General features: G+C 67.6%; 17 protein-coding genes. 12 read left to right on the forward strand and 5 right to left on the reverse strand.

Annotated elements, in window-relative coordinates; genetic code table 11:
- Positions 1 to 8: 8 nt before the first annotated feature.
- From FR943_RS13435 to FR943_RS13450, 4 genes are read left to right on the forward strand one after another with little or no spacing between them, the layout of a single operon-like run.
- Entirely contained in the window at positions 9 to 1,439 is a 1,431-nt protein-coding gene (locus FR943_RS13435; RefSeq protein WP_217157806.1) for an ABC transporter substrate-binding protein, read from the forward strand.
- On the forward strand, positions 1,436 to 2,293 hold the full coding sequence (locus tag FR943_RS13440) for an ABC transporter permease (protein WP_217157808.1): 858 nt from the start codon (positions 1,436 to 1,438) through the stop codon (positions 2,291 to 2,293). Before FR943_RS13435 ends, FR943_RS13440 begins: the two co-directional genes overlap by 4 nt.
- Complete coding sequence (locus tag FR943_RS13445) at positions 2,290 to 3,045, forward strand: ABC transporter ATP-binding protein (RefSeq protein ID WP_217157816.1); 756 nt, start codon at positions 2,290 to 2,292, stop codon at positions 3,043 to 3,045. The genes FR943_RS13440 and FR943_RS13445 overlap by 4 nt, the downstream gene beginning before the upstream one ends.
- Positions 3,042 to 5,729 (forward strand): fumarate reductase/succinate dehydrogenase flavoprotein subunit, encoded by a 2,688-nt coding sequence (locus FR943_RS13450; protein ID WP_246584979.1) that lies wholly within the window; start codon positions 3,042 to 3,044, stop codon positions 5,727 to 5,729. Before FR943_RS13445 ends, FR943_RS13450 begins: the two co-directional genes overlap by 4 nt.
- A gap of 12 nt (positions 5,730 to 5,741) precedes the next feature.
- Here the strand turns inward: FR943_RS13450 and FR943_RS13455 are convergent, their stop codons facing one another.
- Positions 5,742 to 7,169, reverse strand: coding sequence for an alpha/beta hydrolase (locus tag FR943_RS13455; protein ID WP_217157818.1), 1,428 nt, complete (start codon positions 7,167 to 7,169; stop codon positions 5,742 to 5,744).
- A 175-nt stretch (positions 7,170 to 7,344) separates the two neighbouring features.
- Between FR943_RS13455 and FR943_RS13460 the strand changes: the two genes are divergently transcribed.
- Positions 7,345 to 8,277, forward strand: a complete 933-nt coding sequence (locus FR943_RS13460) for an endonuclease/exonuclease/phosphatase family protein (RefSeq protein WP_308170541.1) — start codon at positions 7,345 to 7,347, stop codon at positions 8,275 to 8,277.
- A 12-nt stretch (positions 8,278 to 8,289) separates the two neighbouring features.
- Here the strand turns inward: FR943_RS13460 and FR943_RS13465 are convergent, their stop codons facing one another.
- The 4 genes from FR943_RS13465 to FR943_RS13480 form a co-directional block, all read right to left on the reverse strand.
- Positions 8,290 to 9,057, reverse strand: a complete 768-nt coding sequence (locus FR943_RS13465; RefSeq protein ID WP_217158244.1) for a glycoside hydrolase family 16 protein — start codon at positions 9,055 to 9,057, stop codon at positions 8,290 to 8,292.
- Positions 9,058 to 9,138: 81 nt separating this feature from the next.
- On the reverse strand, positions 9,139 to 10,314 hold the full coding sequence (locus FR943_RS13470; RefSeq protein ID WP_217157821.1) for a hypothetical protein: 1,176 nt from the start codon (positions 10,312 to 10,314) through the stop codon (positions 9,139 to 9,141).
- Between the two features lie 267 nt (positions 10,315 to 10,581).
- Positions 10,582 to 12,270 (reverse strand): hypothetical protein, encoded by a 1,689-nt coding sequence (locus FR943_RS13475; protein ID WP_217157824.1) that lies wholly within the window; start codon positions 12,268 to 12,270, stop codon positions 10,582 to 10,584.
- A 404-nt stretch (positions 12,271 to 12,674) separates the two neighbouring features.
- Positions 12,675 to 13,877 carry a serine hydrolase domain-containing protein gene (locus FR943_RS13480; RefSeq protein ID WP_217158246.1) on the reverse strand — a complete coding sequence of 401 codons (1,203 nt, stop codon included), beginning with the start codon at positions 13,875 to 13,877 and terminating at the stop codon, positions 12,675 to 12,677.
- Positions 13,878 to 14,027: 150 nt separating this feature from the next.
- Here FR943_RS13480 and FR943_RS13485 point away from each other — a divergent pair, with 150 nt between their 5' ends.
- From FR943_RS13485 to carA, 7 genes are all read left to right on the forward strand, one after another.
- Positions 14,028 to 15,440, forward strand: a complete 1,413-nt coding sequence (locus FR943_RS13485) for an aldehyde dehydrogenase family protein (RefSeq protein ID WP_217157826.1) — start codon at positions 14,028 to 14,030, stop codon at positions 15,438 to 15,440.
- A 56-nt stretch (positions 15,441 to 15,496) separates the two neighbouring features.
- Positions 15,497 to 16,768, forward strand: a complete 1,272-nt coding sequence (locus tag FR943_RS13490) for an MFS transporter (protein WP_217158248.1) — start codon at positions 15,497 to 15,499, stop codon at positions 16,766 to 16,768.
- A gap of 101 nt (positions 16,769 to 16,869) precedes the next feature.
- Complete coding sequence (pyrR, locus tag FR943_RS13495; RefSeq protein WP_217157828.1) at positions 16,870 to 17,427, forward strand: bifunctional pyr operon transcriptional regulator/uracil phosphoribosyltransferase PyrR; 558 nt, start codon at positions 16,870 to 16,872, stop codon at positions 17,425 to 17,427.
- Positions 17,424 to 18,380, forward strand: a complete 957-nt coding sequence (locus FR943_RS13500) for an aspartate carbamoyltransferase catalytic subunit (protein ID WP_217157830.1) — start codon at positions 17,424 to 17,426, stop codon at positions 18,378 to 18,380. The genes pyrR and FR943_RS13500 overlap by 4 nt, the downstream gene beginning before the upstream one ends.
- Positions 18,377 to 19,699 carry a dihydroorotase gene (locus tag FR943_RS13505; RefSeq protein ID WP_217157832.1) on the forward strand — a complete coding sequence of 441 codons (1,323 nt, stop codon included), beginning with the start codon at positions 18,377 to 18,379 and terminating at the stop codon, positions 19,697 to 19,699. Before FR943_RS13500 ends, FR943_RS13505 begins: the two co-directional genes overlap by 4 nt.
- Complete coding sequence (locus FR943_RS13510) at positions 19,696 to 20,196, forward strand: PH-like domain-containing protein (protein WP_217157833.1); 501 nt, start codon at positions 19,696 to 19,698, stop codon at positions 20,194 to 20,196. The genes FR943_RS13505 and FR943_RS13510 overlap by 4 nt, the downstream gene beginning before the upstream one ends.
- Entirely contained in the window at positions 20,193 to 21,398 is a 1,206-nt protein-coding gene (gene carA, locus FR943_RS13515; RefSeq protein WP_218045562.1) for a glutamine-hydrolyzing carbamoyl-phosphate synthase small subunit, read from the forward strand. The genes FR943_RS13510 and carA overlap by 4 nt, the downstream gene beginning before the upstream one ends.
- Positions 21,399 to 21,420: the final 22 nt, after the last annotated feature.

Below are 21,420 nucleotides of genomic sequence, written 5' to 3' on the forward strand. Positions count from 1 at the left end.
GGACCGAAGTGAAAACAGCCCTGATCGCCCTCACCGCCGGCCTGACACTCGCGACCGCCGGTTGCTCGCTGGACTCGGCGACACAATCCGGCGACACCGTCGACGTCGTCGTCGGCTACCAGTCCAAGACCATCAACACCGTCACCGCCGGAACCCTGCTGCGTGCCCAGGGCTACCTGGAACGCCGCCTGGCCGACACCACCACCCGCACCGGCACCAAGTACAACGTGACCTGGCAGGACTACGACACCGGGGCCCCGATCACCGCGCAGATGGTGGCCGAGAAGATCGACATCGGTTCGATGGGCGACTACCCGATGCTGATCAACGGATCCAAGACGCAGGCCAACGAACGTGCCAAGACCGAGATCGTCTCGGTCACCGGGTACAACCCCAAAGGTGCGTTGAACATGGTTGTGGTGACCCCGGATTCGCCGATCAGATCCTTGACCGACCTGGCCGGCAAGAAGGTCTCGGCCAGCGTCGGATCGGCCGGCCACGGGATGGTGGTGCAGGCCCTCGGTAGAGCCGGCATCGATGCCAAGTCCGGTGTGGAAGTGCTCAACCAGCAGCCGCAGGTCGGTGCCTCTGCCCTGGAATCCGGCCAGGTTCAGGCCCTTTCACAGTTCGTCGCCTGGCCGGGGCTACTGGTCCAGCAGGGCAAGGCCAAGCTGCTGTACGACGGCGCCGAGCTGAACTATCCGACATTGCACGGAGTGGTGGTGCGCCGGGCCTATGCGGCCGACCACCCAGAGGTTCTCGATGCCTTCCTGCAGGCGCAACTCGACGCGACCGACTTCATCAACACCAAGCCCCTGGAAGCCGCCCGCATCGTCGCCGAGGGCAGTGGGCTGCCGCAAGAGGTCGTCTACCTCTACAACGGGCCCGGTGGCACCTCGTTCGACACCACGCTCAAGCCGTCGCTGATCGAGGCGCTCAAAGGTGATGTGCCATACCTGAAGTCGATTGACAACTTCGCCGATCTCGACGTGGCCGGCTTCGTCCACGATGCGCCGTTGCGGGCGGCATTCGCTGCGCGCGGACAAGACTACGACAAGCTTCTCAGCTCGACCGCCAACCCCTCGGCACTGAGTGGGACCGACCCGGTGTGCCACAAGCCGGTCGACAATCCGGCGACCGCGGGTGAACTCTGGCTCGACGGATCCGACACCACCACACCGGCGGCGACGCCGGTCTGCCTGCTCAAGGCGATCCGGCAGGCGGAAGGCGACGGGAAGAAGGTGCGCGCCGCGTATGTCAGCGACGCCGAACTGGGTACCCGATGGTTCGCCGACAAGTCGGTGTGGGTGCGACTGCCCGCTGCCGGGGACGAGGACTTCCTGCCGTTCGGCACCCAGGCCGGCGCCGAACGCTACGCGAGCGCCCACCCCGGCAGCACGATCATCGATTACCGGCAAGCGTTGGCAGGTGCGGTATGACCACCACCGACGCCGCCCCGACCACGGTCGATGAGGTTCCGGCGACCCTGGCGCCGTCCCCACGACGCACCCCGTCGGCGTGGCCCCATCGCCTGCTGCGGTTGGCCTCTGTCGTCGGCGCAGTCGTGCTGTGGCAACTGCTGACCGCGAACGACGTACGGCTGGGTCTGCGCTTCGACACCCTGCCGACCGTCACCGAAGTCACTGCGGCCCTGCTGAACCGGCTCGGCACCCCGGAGTACTGGCTCGACCTCGGCCAGTCGCTGATCCGGATCCTCACCGGCTTCGGCATCGCCGCGGCCGTCGGGGTGGTCACCGGAATCCTGCTCGGGCGCACCGCGCTGTTCGCCGACATCTTCGGTCCGCTCACCGAATTGGCCCGTCCGATCCCGGCGATCGCCATGGTGCCGGTGGCCATCCTGCTGTTCCCCAGCGATGAGGCCGGAATCGTGTTCATCACGTTCCTGGCTGCCTACTTCCCGATCATGGTGAGCGTCCGGCACGCCGTGCGGGCCCTGCCGACCATCTGGGAGGACTCGGTACGCACCCTGGGTGGCGGGCGTCTCGACGTGCTACGCCAGGTGGTGTTGCCGGGAATCCTGCCCGGCCTGTTCGGTGGGCTCTCGGTCGGCATGGGAGTGGCCTGGATCTGCGTGATCTCGGCCGAGATGATCTCGGGCCGGCTCGGTGTCGGGTACCGCACCTGGCAGGCCTACACGGTGCTGAACTATCCGGACGTGTTCGTCGGCATCATCACCATCGGTGTGCTGGGTTTCGTGACCGCGGCCGCGGTCGAGCTGATCGGCCGCCGGGCCACCCGCTGGTTGCCACGCGCTGAGGAGACGACGCGATGAGTCCCACTGCCACTGCCACCGCCACCGGCATGCGGCTGGAGCTCGAAGGAATCCGCCTGTCCTACACCGGCACTCCGGTGATCTCCGACCTGAGCCTGACCGTCGAGCCCGGCGAGATCCTGGTGCTCACCGGACCGTCCGGATGCGGCAAGTCCACCCTGTTGCGGGCATTGACCGGTCTGCTGCGACCCGACGCCGGCCGGGTGCTCGCCGACGGCGAACCGGTGACCACGACCTCGCGAGACCGCGGCATGGTGTTCCAGGACAGTGCGCTGCTGCCGTGGCGCACGGTGCGGTCGAATATCGAACTCGCCCTGCAGCTCCGCGGTGAGCCGAAGGCGGGACGGCGGGAGCGGGCCGACCGCTGGATCGACGAGGTCGGCCTGACCGGCTTCGCCGATTTCCTGCCCAAGAGCCTCTCCGGGGGGATGCGCCAGCGGGTGCAATTGGCCCGCGGGCTGGCCGGTGCGCCCCGCGCGGTGATGATGGACGAGCCGTTCGCGGCGCTGGACACCCAGACCCGGACGGCGATGCAGCGGCTGCTGATCGACACCTGGCAGGCCCATCCGACCACGATCGTGTTCGTCACCCACGATGTCGACGAGGCCCTCACCCTCGGGGACCGCGTGGCCGTGCTGGGCCGCGCCGGTCAGCCGCTACGGGCTCTGATCGAGGTGGCCCAGCCCCGAACCGACCATCCCGAACGATCCGCGCTGCGCGCCGGGATCATCGCCGCCCTGGAGCAACCATGACCGAACTGACCGAGATTCCCGATGCCGATGACCCCGTCCGGATCGACTGCGACGTCCTGGTGATCGGCGGCGGCACCGCCGGCACCATGGCGGCGCTGACCGCCGCCGAGAACGGCGCCCAGGTGCTGCTGCTGGAGAAGGCGCACGTGCGGCACTCCGGCGCCTTGGCGATGGGCATGGACGGCGTCAACAACGCAGTCATCCCCGGAAAGGCCGAACCCGAGGATTACGTCGCCGAGATCACCCGGGCCAACGACGGAATCGTCAACCAGCGCACCGTCTATCAGACCGCCACCCGGGGATTCGCCATGGTGCAGCGGCTGGAACGCTACGGCGTCAAGTTCGAGAAGGACGAGCATGGCGAGTACGCGGTGCGCCGGGTGCACCGCTCGGGTTCCTATGTGCTGCCGATGCCCGAGGGTAAGGACGTCAAGAAGGCGTTGTACCGCGTGCTGCGCCAACGCTCGATGCGCGAGAAGATCCGGATCGAGAACCGGCTCATGCCGGTACGCGTGCTGACCCAGGACGGCAGGGCGGTGGGCGCCGCTGCGTTCAACACCCGCACCGGAGAATTCGTCACCGTCGCGGCAAAAGCCGTGATCCTGTCCACCGGGGCCTGTGGCCGGCTCGGTCTGCCGGCCTCGGGGTATCTGTACGGCACCTACGAGAACCCCACCAATGCCGGTGACGGCTACGCCATGGCCTATCACGCCGGGGCCGAACTGTCGGGAATCGAGTGCTTCCAGGTCAATCCGTTGATCAAGGACTACAACGGTCCGGCCTGCGCCTATGTGGCCAATCCATTCGGTGGCTACCAGGTGAATGCGCTGGGGGAGCGGTTCGTCGACTCGGACTACTGGTCGGGTCAGATGATGGCCGAGGTCAAGCAGGAGATCGAATCCGCGCGCGGACCGATCTACCTCAAGGTCACCCATCTGCCCGACGAGACCATCACCGCGCTGGAGAACATCCTGCACACCACGGAACGGCCCACCCGAGGTACGTTCCACGCCAACCGCGGGCACGACTACCGCACTCACGACATCGAGATGCACATCTCCGAAATCGGTCTGTGCTCAGGGCATTCCGCCTCCGGTGTGTGGGTGGACGAGCACGCCCGGACCACGGTGCCCGGCCTGTACGCCGCCGGTGACCTTGCGTGCGTGCCGCACAACTACATGATCGGTGCCTTCGTCTACGGCGACCTGGCCGGCGAGCACGCGGCCTCGACACTGGCGGGCGTGCCCGCGCCGGACACGCTTCCGGCCGACCAGGTGGCCGCGGCGCACGACCTGATCTACCGCCCGCTGCGGCACCCGGACGGACCTCCGCAGCCACAGGTCGAGTACAAGCTGCGCCGGTTCGTCAATGACTATGTGGCCCCGCCGAAGACCGCCACCAAACTGTCGATCGCGGTGCAGACCTTCGAGCGGATGACGGCCGAGGTCGAGGGCATCGGTGCGCGCACCCCGCACGAATTGATGCGGGCCGCGGAGGTGTCCTTCATCCGCGACTGCGCCGAGATGGCGTCGCGGTCGTCGTTGACCCGGACCGAATCACGGTGGGGCCTCTATCACGAGCGCGCCGACCTTCCCCGGCGCGACGATGCGCAGTGGCGCTATCACCTCAACCTGTACAAAGGTGCCGACGGGACCATGCAGTTCGTGAAGCGGCCGGTGGCACCGTATTTCGTCGCCGTGCCCGAGTTGGACCACCTGACCTCACACGATCCGGTGACCAGCGTCGAACAGCCGCACCTGCACGGCGGCCGGGCTCCGGCGGCCGAACATTCCCGGGTCCGGTCGGCTTCGTCTGCGCAACCGCCGTCGCCGCGGATCGCCGCGGTGTTGGCCCTGGAGGAGCCGTCACTGGCGGATCTGATCGCCTACCTGGCGGATTCGGACGCCGGCGTCCGGCGTACCGCGGTCGCCACGCTCGTCGAGCACCTGCCCGATGGCTACCAGCAATCGCTGGTCGCCGCCCTGGCCGACGAGGACGCCGGGGTGCGGCGCGAGACTGCTGACGCGGTTCGGGAACTCGTCGAGGTGCTGCCCGATCCGGGTGCCTTCACCGCAGGCTTGGCCTCAACGGACCCGGTGGTCCGCGCAGTCACGGTGTACCTGTTGAGTTCCCGGCGCGCCGGCAGCGCTGCAGCGTACCGGGCCGCGTCGACCGATCCCGATCATCGGGTCCGGATCGAGGCGGTGCGGGCGCTGGTGTCGGTCGACGACGACACCGGGGTGGCGGCCTCGACCACCGACGAGAACCGGGAGGTGCGGATCGCCGCGGTCGGCGGGCTGGCGACCCTGCGGGCCGGCGCCGGCGCGGTGCGGATGGCGCTGGACGATCCGGACCCGTTGGTGCGGGCGGCGGCGCTGGCCGCTCTGGGCGCGGTCGGCTGCACCGAGGACGACGTGGTCAGTGTGGAGAAGGCGTTCACCGAATCGGCCTGGCAGATCCGTCAGGGCGCAGCGCGGGCCTTGGCCGGCGCGCAGCCGGAAGTCGCGGTCCCCACCCTGGCGCGGGCACTGGACGACCAGCACCTCGACGTCCGCAAGGCGGCGGTGCTGAGCTTGAGCCGTTGGGCGGACTCCGAATCGACTGCCCGCCAAGCGCTCACCGTGGCGCTTGAGGACAGCGACGCCGATGTGCGGGCCTACGCCCGCCACGCTCTGGCGGGATGAGGTACGCGGTGGTCAGCGCACGGCCAGCGGGTCTGTGAGCGTATTCGGGTCAGGCGCCACCCCCGGCGTTCCGAGACGCTCGGACATCCACGGCAGCGTGGTGGCCAGCATCTGTCCCGCCATCGGCCAGTCGTGGTCGCCGTCGGCGACGGTCACCCGGGCCTCGATGTCGAGGTTGCGCGCCGAGGTGCACAGGGTGCGAGCAGCCTTCGACTGATCGTCGGACACATCCAAGATGTCGCATTGCGGAGGTGTGTCGGCCTGCACCGGCGGCTGCTTACCAGCTCCCTGTGGAGTCCGGAAGACGACGAACCATCCGGATACGCCGGTGTAGGGACCGTGACGCGACATGATCTCGCGCGGGTCGAACTCTTTGACCGCGTCCGCGTCGCCGCCGAACAAGTCGGTCAGGGTCGCCTCCTCGGTACCGACGTTGGGTCCGATATCGCCGCCCATGTTCACGAACGCGCTGAATATGTCCGGATGGCGAACAGTCAGGCCGGTCGCACAGGTACCGCCCATCGAGAATCCGATGATGCCCCAGCCGTGCCCGGCCGGACGGGTGCCGAACCGGGATTGCACGTAGGGCACCAGTTCGCGGGTCAGATGATCGGCGACGTTACCGCGCGGCCCGTTCACACATTCGGTGTCGTTGTTGAACGATCCGCCGACGTCCGGCAACACCAAAATCGGGCTGTAGCCGTGATTCTCGGCGGCGTAGGCATCGACAGTGGCGATCGCGTTGCCGGTGCGGGCCCAGTCCTCGGGGGTGTTGAAGGCGCCGCCGATCAACAGCACGACAGGAAGTTGGGGCGCCGGGTCGGCGGCGAACCACGCCGGCGGCAGATACACGATTTCTTGACGGTGGCGGAAGCCGGAACCCGTGTCGGGCACATCGATCCGGATCACGGCACCAGGTCCCTCGGTGTTGCCGGAGCGTCGTCGCTCGGCGAGTTGGTGCTCCGAAACCTCGTCGGGCAGTGGGCCCGCCGACAGCTGTGCCCAGGCCAGCTCGACGGTGGGGAAGTAGCCGATCCAGATATTGGTGGCCAGCAGGACGCACACCAGCGCCGACGGAACTGCTGCGACCGCTGCGCCGCGCCGCCACCAGGACGTCGCCCGCCACCCCAGCACCAGAACGACCAGGGCGGCGCCCGACAGCCCGATCCACACCCACAGCTGCACGGGCACCGGATTGGTGGTCATGCCGTGGGCGAAGACGTACCACCGCACCGCCAGCGCCAACCCGGCACCGATGGCCGCGGCCGTGACACAGACCATCGGCCACCGCCGCGATGACCGCGCTGCCGCGACAATCAGTACGACCACTGCCGCCAGTTGGATCGTGGCGGGCAGCCAGCCGTCCAACAAGCTGAGTCCCTGAGGCAGCGGAGCGCCGGGGCGGTCGGCGGCAACCGCGATCAGCTCGGCAGTTCTCATGGGCTTGAGAATATTTGCCGGACGCCGTGCTGTGGGAGGTACGCCATGGCCGCGACGCAGGCCGACACCGCCGCGACCACGGGGCGCTGGATTTCGCCGTGACAAGATGGCCGTGATGAAGTTCATTCGTAGGGGTGCAGCCGTGTGTGGGGTTGTGGCAGCGGCCGCTGCGGCAGTGGGAACAGCGACGCATTTCATCGGGGTGGACAGTTCCACGGCCACCCGCATCGCGTCGTTCACGCCCTACCTGATCCTGCTGACGGTGCCCGCCATGGTGCTGTTGCTGCTCGCACGGCAACGGCTGGCGGCCGCCGTGTGCGTGGCGATCGCCGCGGCCGGTATCTGGTCGCAATTGCCGTTGTTCGTCGGTTCCTCCCACACCACGGCTCCAGACGATCTGTCGGTGCGACTGATGCAGGCCAACATTCGGCTCGGCGAGGCTGATGCACGGTCGATTGTCGACACGGTGGTCGACGAACGGGTGGATCTGCTCACCGTGGTCGAACTGACGCCGGCGGCGGTGGGCCGGCTCGACGAGGCCGGACTCTCGCGGACCCTGCAGTACTCGTTCGTCCGCCCCCGCGACGGTGGGGGCGGCGCGGGTATCTTCTCGCGTTTCCCGTTGCAGGACGGCGCCCTGCTGGACGGCTACGCATTGCACAACGTCAAAGCTGTCGCGCAGATCCCCGGTGCCGCGCCCACCGAGGTCTACGCGCTACACCCGGTGCCACCGTATCCGGAGCCCTCCTGGAAATGGGTCTACGAGTTGCGCCGGCTGCACGCGGAGTTCGCGGCCCAGACCCGGCCGTTGATCGTCGGAGCCGACTTCAACTCCACCTACGATCACCGCCAGTTCCGCGATCTGCTGCGGGATTCGGCGGCCGACGGTGTCGGAGCGCTGCTCGATGCGCAGGAGTACCTGGGCGCCGGAATCCTGGCCACGTACCCGGCAGACCGACGGTTTCCAGCGTTGTTGGCGATCGACAAGATCCTCACCCGTGGTCCGACGCCGATTGCGATACGCCGGGTCGACCTGCCCGGATCGGACCATCACGGCCTGATCGGTGACATCCGCGTGCAGCGCGCCGGTGAACCGAAAGAGCGCTGAGGAGGCGGACTCTCAGCGTGCCGACACGCGTACCCAGTCGATGAGCATGGTGGCGGGGAACGTGGAGTCGTCCGGCGGGCCCGGCCAGTTCCCGCCGATGGCGAGGTTGAGGAGCAGATAGAACGGCGCATCGAACACCCAGGTGGCGTCGGGGGCGAGGTTGAACGGCGTGATGATGCTCAGGGTGTGGCCGTCGACCCCGGTGACGATGCGTTCCGGGGTGCGATCGACCCAGTAGGTGCGGAACTCGCCGGCCAGCGGGAATGGGGCCGGGCCGGATGCCGAGATCTCTTGTCCGCGGACCGAGCTCTTCTGCGGGGTGTGCACACCGGTGTGGTATTCCGCTGCGTCATTGAGTGTTTCGATGACGTCGATCTCACCCGAGGCGGGCCACCCCACCTCATCGATGTTGGCGCCCAGCAACCAGAATCCGGTGTGCACCCCAGCCCCGGACGGCATCGAGATCCGTGCCTCGGCGCGGCCGGTGGTGAATGTGAACGACCGCTCGGTGGTGATCCGCGCGGAGGTGATCCGTTGGCCATCTCGCCGCGCGGTGATGGCGAGGTGACCGGCGCCGTCGAGTCCCACGTTGCGAGGATCGTCGGTGTATATCTGGATTTCGTTGTTGCCCCAGCCGCCACCGCCGGTCTCCATGTGCCACTCGGGGCCGGGCAGGGTCCCGGCGGGACCGTCGAAATCGTCGGAGAACAACACGGTGTCGTCCGGCTCGGGAGATGCGTGGCCCAACAGGTTGGGCACTGTGCAGCCGGCGAGCAGCATCGAGGCGGCGATCGCGGTGGCTCGTGTGGCCACCCGTCGCACGATGGTTTCTCGGCGGAAGCGCATCATGTCGCCATCATCTCAAAGTCGGTCAATCGTGTCGTCGATGTCGATGAGGTTGAGCATCCCGGGCCCGACGGCGTTGAGCGCCGCGCCGATCTGGTCGGGATCGAAGACATTGCGGTGGAATTCCGCGGTGAGACAGAGATTTCCCGACGTCCACGCCGAGGTGACGGTGACCCCCTCGGCATTGACCGGTTCACTGGACACGAGCATGTGGGCGTCGGCGTGATCGGTGAACGGCCAACGCTGTGTCGCCACCGCGCGCAGGACGTTGGAGTGCAGGAGCTGTACCCGCGGCTCCTGCGGATGGGGTTCAGTTGGGTCCCCTTGGCCGAGCCGCGCTTTCATCGTGCTGATCAGCAAATTGGCCACCGGGCGCCCGGTCCGGGCGGAGCGGTCCATATCGGCCTGGAGTCGGGCCGGGCCGTCCTGGGCGTCGATGGCGAAGTCGAGGCCCGCCGAGGCTGAGGCGAGTGTGCTGGATCCGTCGCGGATGTAACGGCGGATGTCGAACGGGATCTTCACACTGCCATCCACCGGGAGGCCCGCGTTCGCGAAGCTTTCCCACAACGCGTGTGTGCACAGTGCCATCATGCTCACGCCCGGCGTGCTCGTGTCGCGACGCCGGCGCAGCTGGTTGACGAATTCTGCTGGTATGACCGTAGATCGAGTGGCCGGCGAGCCGACGAAGCGCTCGGTGAGTGTGCTCGGCCGCCGGGTGCCCGGGGGTGCAGCGGGACGGGGCCGTCGACGGTAGAGGCCGGCGAGCCCGGCGATGCGCCGGGGATCGGCCCCGAAAGTGTCCAGCGCGGCGCGCAGCAGTGGTGCCCGGTGATGGCGGAATCGGCGCCAGAGGTCCGGGTCGCATGGATCAACCACGCCGAGAAGGACATCGAGCAATGTGCTGATGAGCGCGGCCTCGCCGAGACCGTGGGAGAAGTCGATCGCCAGATGGTCGCCGGCGCACAGAATTCGGATGCCGTTACCGGACCGGTCAGATTGCCGGGCCCGGATCGTCGTGACCAACTGCGTGGGCGAGACGCCCGTGGGCAGTGGATCTGTCGCGGTGATCACCTCGGCTGGATCTACCCGGCACACCCGCCACCGGTTGGTCTGTGCCGACGGTTCCAAGCTGAGCCGGGCTCGCGGCCCCAACCCGGCCATCGCCTCGTAGCGTCGCGCGAGTTTCGGCATCGGGGGCAGTGCGAGGGGCCCCACCACCACGGTCGAACGACGTCGACTGTGCGCAGTGTCGAGGGCTGTGACGCGAACGTACTCGGCGACGGGATCCTGGTCCGTACTGGTCAATCCCAGTCGATCGAGCGCTGACCTCAACACACCTGGCTCCCGGGTCCGGCGATCGATGAGACATCGTGGGCCGCCTGCAGTTTCACGGTTCGATGGGTGAACTGCAGATGGCCCCCCAGCGTGGTGGGGGGCCATCCGCGTCACTGATCCGGTCTATTCACTGCTGCCGGAGCCGCTGCTGCCGCCCGACTTGGAGCCGGATTTGCTCCCGGACTTGTGGGAGTCGGATCCGGACTTGTGGGCGCCCGACTTGGTGGCGGAAGTGCCGCGCGACCCGGTAGCTCCCGACTTGCTCTTCGCCGGCTTGGTGTTGCGGGCCTTGGTGCCCTCGGACTTCGTGCCCGCCGAACCCGTGTCGGCCTTGTCGGTCGACGCAGTCGACGCGGTCGACGCGGTTGACGAGGAATCCGACTTGGTGGTGACGGACGTGGCGGTGTCGGGCTTGGCAGCCGTGGACGCCTCAGGCTTGGCTGCCGTGGTGGTGTCGGCCTTGACCGCCGTGGCCGTCTCGGGCTTGGTGGCGGTGCTCGTTTCGGCCTTGACCGCCAGGGCGGTCGCTGCCGTGTCGTCCACCGTCTCGGCCTCATCGACCGGTGCGGTGGCGACGGGCTCGGTGGTCGCCGGGACGGCTGTGGCGTCGGCCGGATCCACCACATCGGTGGCAACCTCCGTGACGGCCGCGACCGGGGCCAGCGCCTTCAGATTGGCGGCCAGCTTGGACGCCAGTTTCGAAGTCGGTGCAGCCGAGGCGCTTTCGGTGGCGGGGTCGACGTCCAGTGTGACCAGCGCGTCGGACGGAGCGATCGTGGCCGAGGTCACGTCCGCGGTCGAGGCCTGAGTCTCCGTCGTGGTCAGTGGGATCGGATTGGTCAACGCCCAGGTGATCTCCCGGGGAATCGTGAACAGGAAGGTCTCGAGGGTTCCACCCTTCGTGAGGGCGCCGGGCCAGTCGCCGTACGCGAAGCTGGGCACGTGGCCGTTGAGGTAGGCACCTAGCACCTTGGCCGGCAGGTTGACCAGGCCGCTCGCGGCAGTTTCCCAATCCTGTGCCTGCGCCGCGATGGCGACCTCGTCGAGGATCTCGGTGGCCTGGAAGGTGGCGCCGATGAAGGGCGTCAGGACCGACGTGGCGTAGAGCCCGAGCATCTTCTCGGACAACAGCGCGTCGGAGACCGTGCCGAGCCGGGTGGCGCCGAGGGTCTTCAGGATCTCACCGGGAATGTGCAGCACCTTCATGGCTTCCCAGCCGCCGCCATAACCCAGGCTCCACAGGAACCAGTCGTTCACCTCGGTGTAGGCCTCGCTGAACTTACCGGCCGCGAGATAGGTGGCGACGTTCTGCAACACGGTCGGCAACTGGCTGAGCCCGCCGCCCTGATCGCCGCCTTCGGAGGCGCCGTTGGAGGCGCTGTCCAGTGCCGCCTGGATCGCCGCGCTGTATTCGGGCAGCTTGGCCATGACCTGCTGCCAGCCCTCTGCGTTGGTCAGGGCCGTACCCAATTCCGTGAATGCGTCCGGAGCGACGTCCAGGGTTTGTTGCAACAGCTCGGGATACAGCGTGCTGATCGTGTTCAGGCCGTACTGCACGTGCTCTGCCGACGTCTGAAGCGCGGTCTGCAGGGTGGTGAACGGGTCGGCGAACGCCGACAGTTGCACCGCGCGAGCCTGGATCGCGGTCAAGGTCTGGGCGGTCTGCGCTGTCGGGGTCACAGCGATGACGGATGCACCCGCAACCGCGACGCCGGCCACCATCATCCGCTTGTACAGCGGACTGAATTGTGTTGCACCGGCTGGGGACTCAGGGCGATAGCGGCCCGAGTCATGGGGGAGGGCGAGCTCCATGGTTCTCCTGTATGTGATTAAGGGTATGGGCAGCCCGCGGCTGACCGCGCGTAGATTAGCTGAGCCTATCCTTAATTTCAATGGCTACCCAGTTTGCCTCCATCGCCGCTTGTGGCGGTTTCTGGGAGTTTCCTGTGATACATACGGTGCGTTTATGGTTATCGCGCAGTCGGCAACGTGATGCCGGTTTCGTTGCCAGAAATGCGGCGGGCGCGCAGCGTCCAGCGAACGGAACATCTGCGCACATGGCTCCCTGCCGGACACCTCGGATTCGGGTCAGCGAACCCTATCCTGGATGGCAGCGCGACGGGGGCCTACGTCGTCGGTGGGGCAGGCGATCGCGCAGACTGCTCAAACAACTTGTGCGCTAACCACTTCAGGGCAGATCCTCAAGCACGCCGAGCTCACACATCGAGCGCCTGGTAGGTGCGGCGCACGAATCTGGGTTGTGCGCTCTGCAGTTTCGCCAGCGATGTGTTGCCACTGACGGCGGCGGCATCCACACCCAGATTCGGGTGGTTCTGGATCAGATAGATCAGGATCAGGTCCGCTGACGGATCCGCCTGCCACCATGTGCCGTAGGCCCCTGGCCAGCTGAAGGTACCGAGCCCGCCCGGCCCGAACAGCTGCCGGGACCTGGCCGGGTCGGTCACCACCGACAGGTTGAGTCCGAAGCCCCGGCCCACCCAGAACGGGGCACCGAGGAACGGGTGCTGCTTCTGTTCGGGGGTGAGCCGGTCGGTGCGCATCAACCGCACCGACTCCTCGGACAGCACGCGCACCCCGTCGACGGTCCCGCCGCCCAACAACATCCGGGCGAACGTCAAGTAGTCGTCGGCCGTGGAGAACAACCCCGCGCCGCCGGTGCAGAACGGCGGATCCATGATCGGCGCCGGACCCATCACCTCGTGGGTCAAGGCGTTCTCCTGAGTCAGCTGATACATCGTGGCCGTCCGGCGGCGGCCGGCCGCATCGACCGAGAAACCGGTGTCGACCATGCCCAGCGGCGCGAAGATCCGTTCGGCCAGTACCTGCGACAGCGGCTTGCCCTCGATCCGGGACAACGCGATGCCCAGCACGTCGGTGGCGTGACTGTAGGTGAGTCGTTCACCGGGCTGATGGGCCAGCGGCAGGGCGGCCACCTCGGTCAGCCAGCGATCCTGATCCTGGCGCAAGGACAGCTTGCCGTAGGCCGCGGCCAACGGCCCCAGCACCGAGAAGACGTAGGCCAGTCCGCTGCGGTGGGTCATCAGATCGTCGAACGTGATGGGCCGCCGTGCCGGATCGGTTCGGTCGAGCGGTCCGCGCGGTTCGCGCAGCACCCGCATCGCGGCCAGTTCCGGCAGCCATTTCGTCACCGGCTCGTTGAGCCTGAGCTTGCCCTCTTCGGCCAGTGCCATCGCCGCGGCCACCGTCACCGGTTTCGACATCGATGCGATCCGGAAGATCGTGTCCCGCTGCATCGGCAACCGGGCCCCGACGTCACGGTGCCCCAAGGTGTGGACCTGGAGCACCTTGCCCGCCTGCCACACCAGGGTGACCGCCCCGGCCAACAACCCGGCATCGATCGCCTCACGGATGGACGTCTGGTTGCCGTCGAGGTTCATCCGGCCCAGCCTATCCAGCGGCATTGCCGCCATCGGCGCTACCTCCGGTCGTCAGCGGAATGTGGTGCCCTCGGGCTCGCCGCCGCTCTACGGTTGGTGATTCACCTCACGGTGGGCCACACCGACCACCGAACCGGACAAGGGGCTTTGATGCAGAACCAGGACAGCAATTACATCGGCGGCCAGTGGGCACGCTCGAGCGGAACCACCCGCATCCCCGTCGTCAATCCGGCCAACGACGAGGTGATCGCCGAGTTCACGGCGGGTACCGCCGCCGATGTCGACGCCGCCGTCGCCGCTGCCCGCGCGGCATTCCCGGCGTGGTCGGCCACCCCGGTCGGTGACCGGGCCGACTATCTGACCGCTATCGCCGGCAAGCTCGCCGAGCGATCCGAGGACGTGGCCCGCACCATATCCGCCGAAATGGGCTGCCCCATTTCGATTTCCCGGGCGATCCAGCTGGGGCTACCGCTCAACAGTTTCACCGAGGCCGCCAACATCGTGCGCGGATACGAGTTCGAGACCCAGTACCGGGGATCGACGATCGTGCGGGAGCCGTTCGGTGTGCTGGGCGCGATCACGCCCTGGAACTACCCGCTGCACCAGATCGCGCTCAAGGTCGCCTACGGGCTGGCCGCGGGAAACACCGTCGTCGTCAAGCCCAGTGAAATCACGCCGCTGTGCGCACTGGCGCTGACCCAGATCATCGACGAGATCGGTCTTCCCCCAGGCGTGTTCAACCTGGTGCTGGGCACCGGCCCAGATGTCGGAGAAGCGATCGCCGGCCACGACGATGTCGACATCGTCAGCTTCACCGGGTCCACCCGGGCCGGCCGGCGCGTCCAGGAAGTCGCTGCCCGCACGGTCAAGCGGGTCTCACTGGAACTCGGCGGCAAGAGCCCCAACATCATTCTCGACGACGCCGACCTGGAATCGGTCGTGCCCGCATCGGTCAAGACGATGATGCTCAATTCCGGCCAGACCTGCTCGGCCCTCACCCGCATGATCGTCCCGCGCGGGCGACTCGCCGAGGTCGAGGCACTCGCGAAGGCAACCGCCGACGCACTGCCGGTCGGGGATCCCACCGAGGAAGGGACCGCGCTGGGCCCGCTGTCGTCGCGGGCGCAGCAGGAACGGGTGTTCGGCTACATCCGTAACGCGCTGGCTGAAGGTGCGCGTCTGGTCACCGGTGGCGAGACCGAAGCCGACGCGCCCGGCGCCTTCGTCCGGCCGACGGTGTTCTCGGATGTCACCGAGGACATGACAATCCACAAAGAGGAGGTCTTCGGCCCGGTGCTGGCGATCGAGGCCTACGACTCCGAGGATGACGCGGTGCGGATCGCCAACGCCACGGATTACGGCCTGGCCGGCGCGGTGTGGTCGGCCTCGACGGAGCGGGCCGAGAGCATCGCCCGCCGAATCAGAGCGGGGCAGGTGCAGATCAATGCGGGCGCCTTCAACGCCAATGCCCCCTTCGGCGGATACAAGCAATCGGGCAACGGGCGCGAGGCCGGCGTGTACGGGCTCGAGGAGTTCCTCGAGATCAAGTCGATCCAGCGGTGACCTGGTCGGCTACCGCGGGCGAACCGAGCCCGGCACCCGGCGTCGAGCCCAGTCCGATGCGGCGGGTGGCGTTCGCCAGCTTCGTCGGCACCGCGATCGAGTTCTATGACTTCTACATCTACGGCACCGCCGCGGCCCTGATCTTTCCCCATGTGTTCTTCCCGAACATGGGCCCTACGATGGCGACGATCTCCTCACTGGGAACCTTCGCGGTCGCGTTCCTGTCCCGCCCGATCGGCGCCGCGGTCTTCGGACATTTCGGAGATCGTTTGGGCCGCAAGAAAACTCTGATCGCGACGCTGTTGATCATGGGTGTGTCGACGGTCTGCGTCGGGTTGGTGCCCAGCGCGGCGACGATCGGCGTCGCCGCACCGGTCATCCTCCTGGTCCTGCGGCTGTTGCAGGGCTTCGCAGTCGGCGGGGAATGGGCGGGATCGGCGCTGTTGAGCGCCGAGTACGCGCCGGTGGACAAGCGCGGGCTGTACGGGATGTTCACCCAGCTCGGCGCCGGCGCCGGACTTGCGGTGAGCAACCTGGTGGTCTTCACCGTCAGCGTGACCATCGGTGAGAAGAGTGCCATGTTCCTGGACTGGGCCTGGCGGTTGCCGTTCCTGTTCAGTGCGGTGCTGCTCGTCGTCGCGCTGTACGTGCGGTTGAGCATCGAGGAGACGCCCGTCTTCGCCCGCGAGCAGGTGGCCGGCGGTGTACCCAAGGCGCCGATGAGCGAGTTGCTGCGCACCCAGACCCGGCAAGTGGTACTCGCGGCGGGATGCATGGTCGGCATCTTTGCGATGAGCTTTCTGGGCGGCACCTACCTGATGAGCTACGCCAGCACCCGAATCGGGCACCCGCGCAGTCTGATCCTCGGTGTCGGTGTGCTCGCCGGGATCGCGCTGATGATCTTCTCGGCGGTCTCGGCAGCGCTGTGCGACCGGTACGGCCGGCGTCGCGTGATCCTGGCCGGCTTCGGACTCGCCCTGCCCTGGGCATTCCTGGTGATGCCGATGATCGACACCGGATCGCCGGTTCTGTTCGCGGTGGCGATCGCCGGAATCTTCTGCATCTTCGGCCTGTCCTATGGGCCCATCGGGTCCTTCCTGCCTGAGATCTTCGCCACCCGGTATCGCTATACCGGTGCCGGTCTCTCGTTCAATCTGGCCGGCATCGTGGGTGGTGCGATTCCGCCGTTGGTGGCCGGAATGCTGGTGGCCACATTGGGTAGCTGGGCAGTTGGCGCGATGATGGCGGGTTTTGTCGTCGTCAGCATCGTCTCCACGGTGTTGTTGCCGGAGACGAGAGGGACCACATTGGACGCCGTCACGACGTGAGAGTGGCGGGCCGGACATTTGCGGCCTGCTAAGCTGGCCCGCAGTTCGACGTCCTTTAACGATCCGTCCCGAGAGGCGGAGAAGGAGGTCAGGGTCACCTCATGGGCTCTTCAAGTGCCGACCGGGAATTGTTGTCTGCGGCGGACGTCGGCCGCACCATTTCCCGGATCGCCCATCAGATCATCGAGAAGACCGCGCTCGACGACCCCGCCGAACGTGAGCGGGTCGTCCTCCTGGGGATCCCGACGCGCGGTGTGACACTGGCCACCCGGTTGGCCGCCAAGATCAACGAGTTCGCCGACGTGGCATTGCCGGTCGGTGCCCTGGACATCACGCTGTACCGCGACGATCTCAACTTCAAGCCGCCGCGGCCGTTGGAGACCACCTCCATCCCGGCCGGAGGTATCGACGACGCCGTGGTGATCCTGGTCGACGACGTCCTGTACTCCGGGCGATCGGTGCGGTCTGCGCTCGATGCGCTGCGCGACATCGGCCGGCCGCGGGTGGTCCAACTCGCGGTGCTGGTCGACCGCGGCCACCGGGAACTCCCGATCCGCGCCGACTATGTCGGCAAGAACGTTCCGACCTCGCGCAGCGAAAGTGTGCACGTGCTGCTGGCCGAGCACGACGACCGTGATGGGGTGGTGATCTCCAAGTGACGACTCGTCATCTGCTGACAGCGGCCGATCTGTCCCGTGACGACGCGACCGCGATCCTCGACGACGCCGACCGCTTCCGCGAGGCGCTGTTGGGGCGCGAGGTCAAGAAGCTGCCGACGTTGCGCGGCCGCACCGTGATCACGATGTTCTACGAGAACTCCACCCGCACCCGGGTGTCGTTCGAGGTCGCGGGCAAGTGGATGAGCGCCGACGTGATCAACGTCAGCTCGTCGGGATCCTCGGTGGCCAAAGGGGAGTCGCTTCGCGACACCGCGCTGACGTTGCGCGCGGCCGGGGCCGACGCGCTGATCATCCGCCATCCCGCCTCCGGTGCGGCCCAGCAGCTCGCCGAGTGGACCGCTGAGGAATCCGGCGGCGGGCCGAGCGTGATCAACGCCGGTGACGGCACCCACGAACACCCGACGCAGGCCCTGCTCGATGCCCTCACCATCCGTCAGCGCCTCGGTTCGATCGAGGGCAGACGCGTGGTCATCGTCGGCGACGTCCTGCACAGCCGGGTGGCCCGGTCCAACGTCTCGCTGCTGAGCACCCTGGGCGCCGAAGTGGTGCTGGTCGCGCCGCCGACCTTGCTGCCCACCGGCGTTGCCGACTGGCCGGTGTCGGTGTCCCACGACCTCGATGCCGAGTTGCCCGCCGCCGATGCGGTCTTGATGCTGCGGGTGCAGGCCGAGCGGATGAACGGGGCGTTCTTCCCCTCCGCGCGTGAGTACTCGGTGCGCTACGGATTGTCCGAGAAGCGTCAGGCCATGCTGCCCGGCAACGCCGTGGTACTGCATCCGGGGCCGATGCTGCGCGGTATGGAAATCGCGTTCCCGGTCGCCGATTCATCGCAATCAGCTGTGCTGCAACAGGTTTCAAATGGTGTCCACGTGCGGATGGCGGTGCTGTTCCACCTGCTGGTGGGCTCCGATCGGGAGGCGATCAGCGTATGACGAACCAGGTACTCATCCGCGGAGTGCGTCTTTACGGCGAGGGCGAGCCGCTCGATGTCCGGATCGCCGACGGTCAGATCGTGGAAATTGGACCGGGGATCGGTTCCGATACTCCCGAGGATGCCGAGGTGATCGAGGCCGCCGGCCAGGTGCTGTTGCCCGGCTTCGTCGACCTGCACACCCATCTGCGTGAGCCGGGTCGCGAGTACGCCGAGGACATCGAAACCGGCTCGGCCGCCGCAGCACTGGGGGGCTACACCGCGGTGTTCGCGATGGCCAACACCGATCCGGTGGCCGATTCCGCGGTGGTCACCGACCATGTGTGGAACCGCGGTCAGCAGGTGGGCCTGGTCGACGTGCATCCGGTCGGCGCGGTCACGGTCGGCCTCGAAGGCAAGCAACTCACCGAGATGGGTCTGATGGCCGCCGGTGTCGGGCAGGTCCGGATGTTCTCCGATGACGGCCTGTGCGTGGACGATCCGCTGGTGATGCGCCGCGCCCTGGAGTACGCGACCGGCCTCGGGGTGCTCATCGCACAGCACGCCGAGGAGCCGCGACTGACCGTCGGTGCCGTCGCCCACGAAGGGCCCACCGCGGCCAAGCTCGGTCTGGCCGGTTGGCCGCGTTCGGCCGAGGAATCCATCGTCGCCCGTGATGCGATCCTGGCCCGCGACGCCGGCGCCCGGGTGCACATCTGCCACGCGTCCACCGCGGGCACCGTGGAGTTGCTGAAATGGGCCAAGGCGCAAGGGATCTCCATCACCGCCGAGGTCACCCCGCATCACCTGCTGCTCGATGACAGCCGGCTGGCCGGCTACGACGGGCGTAACCGGGTCAACCCGCCGCTGCGGGAGGCCAGTGACGCCCAGGCACTGCGGCAAGCGTTGGCCGACGGGGTGATCGACTGCGTGGCCACCGACCACGCCCCCCACGCCGAGCACGAGAAGTGCTGCGAGTTCTCGGTCGCCCGCCCCGGCATGCTCGGCCTGCAGACCGCGCTGTCGGTGGTGGCCGAGACCATGGTGCGTCCCGGGCTGCTGAATTGGCGGGGTGTGGCCAAGGTGATGAGCGAGGCCCCGGCGGCCATCGTCGGCCTGCCCGATCAGGGCCGGCCGCTGGAAGTGGGCGAACCGGCCAACCTCACGGTGATCGACCCGGAGGCCACCTGGACGGTGGACGGCGACGAGCTGGCCAGCCGCTCGGACAACACCCCGTATGAATCGATGACGCTGCCGGCCACCGTGACCGCCACGCTGCTGCGTGGCAAGATCACGGCGCTGCACGGGAAGAGTCCGGCGCCCGGGGGACGGGCACGATGAACACCCCCACTCTGATCGCGTCGCTGGTGATGGCCGCCCTGCTGGCCGTGCTGATCGCGTTCCTGATTCGCCAGATGATGCGCGGCTGGCTGCATCGTGCACAACGACAGGCCGAACTGATCGGCACCCTGCCGCCGCTGCCCGACACTGTCAGTTCGGCGATCATCCCCCCGATGAAGGGGATGTACGTCGGTAGCACGGTGGTGCCGAACTGGAATGACAAGGTGGCTGCCGGCGGCCTGGGCTTCCGGGCCAAGGCCGTGCTGACCCGCTACCCCGAGGGAATCATGATGCAGCGCAGCGGGGCCGGGCCGATCTGGATTCCCGCCGACTCGGTCACCGCGATCAGGACCGAACGCGGGATCGCCGGCAAGGCACTGACTTACGACGGGATCCTGGCCATCCGGTGGCGGTTGCCGTCTGGCACGGAGATCGACACCGGGTTCCGCGCCGACAATCGCGCACAGTACGACCGCTGGCTGGAGGAAGAGGCATGACGAGCAACAAACAGAACACGCCGGCGGGCCGCCTGTCCGGTACGGCGGCGGGCCGCCTATCCGGTACGGCGGTCTTGGTCCTCGAAGACGGACGCGTGTTCACCGGCACCCCGTTCGGCGCGGTCGGACAGACTCTCGGTGAGGCGGTGTTCTCCACCGGCATGTCGGGCTACCAGGAAACGCTCACCGATCCCAGCTACCACGGCCAGATCGTGGTCGCCACGGCACCGCAGATCGGCAACACCGGCTGGAACTCCGAGGACGGCGAGAGCCGCGAGGACAAGATCTGGGTAGCCGGCTACGCGGTCCGTGATCCCTCGCCGCGGGCGTCGAACTGGCGTGCCAGCGGAACCCTCGACGACGAGCTGGTCCGTCAGGGCATCGTGGGCATCGCCGGCATCGACACCCGCGCCGTGGTGCGCCACCTGCGTACCCGTGGGTCGATGAAGGCCGGGGTGTTCTCCGGAGCCGCGTTGGCGGCGACCTCGGGTGCAGGTGACGCGTCCGTGGACGAATTGGTGACCAGGGTTCTCGATCAGCCCTCGATGCTGGGCGCGGATCTGGCCGGGCAGGTCAGCACGCAGAGTTCCTACATTGTGGAACCGGAAGGCGGGCACCGGTTCACGGTCGCCGCGGTCGACCTCGGCATCAAGACCAACACCCCGCGCAACTTCGCCCGACGCGGGATCCGCAGCCACGTGCTGCCGTCGTCGGTGAGCTTCGATCAGATCGCCGACCTCAAGCCCGACGGGGTGTTCCTGTCCAACGGCCCTGGCGACCCGGCCACCGCCGACCACATCGTCGCGGTTACCCGTGAGGTGCTAGGCGCCGGAATCCCGTTGTTCGGCATCTGCTTCGGCAACCAGATCCTGGGCCGCGCACTGGGCCGATCCACCTACAAGATGGTGTTCGGCCACCGCGGCATCAACATCCCGGTGATCGACCACATCACCGGCCGGGTGGCGATCACCGCCCAGAACCACGGCTTCGCTCTTGAGGGTGAGGCGGGGGAGACGTTCGACACCCCGTTCGGCGCCGCCGAGGTCAGCCATACCTGCGCCAATGACGGTGTGGTGGAAGGAATCCGGCTGGCTAACGGCCGGGCGTTCTCGGTGCAGTACCACCCGGAGGCCGCGGCCGGGCCGCACGATGCGGAGTACCTGTTCGACCAGTTCGTCGACCTCATGGCGGGGGAGAAGTAATGCCCAACACCGCGACCGTGCG

Origin of the sequence: [Mycobacterium] fortunisiensis, from assembly GCF_019050325.1 — a bacterium.
Taxonomy (GTDB): domain Bacteria; phylum Actinomycetota; class Actinomycetes; order Mycobacteriales; family Mycobacteriaceae; genus Mycobacterium; species Mycobacterium fortunisiensis.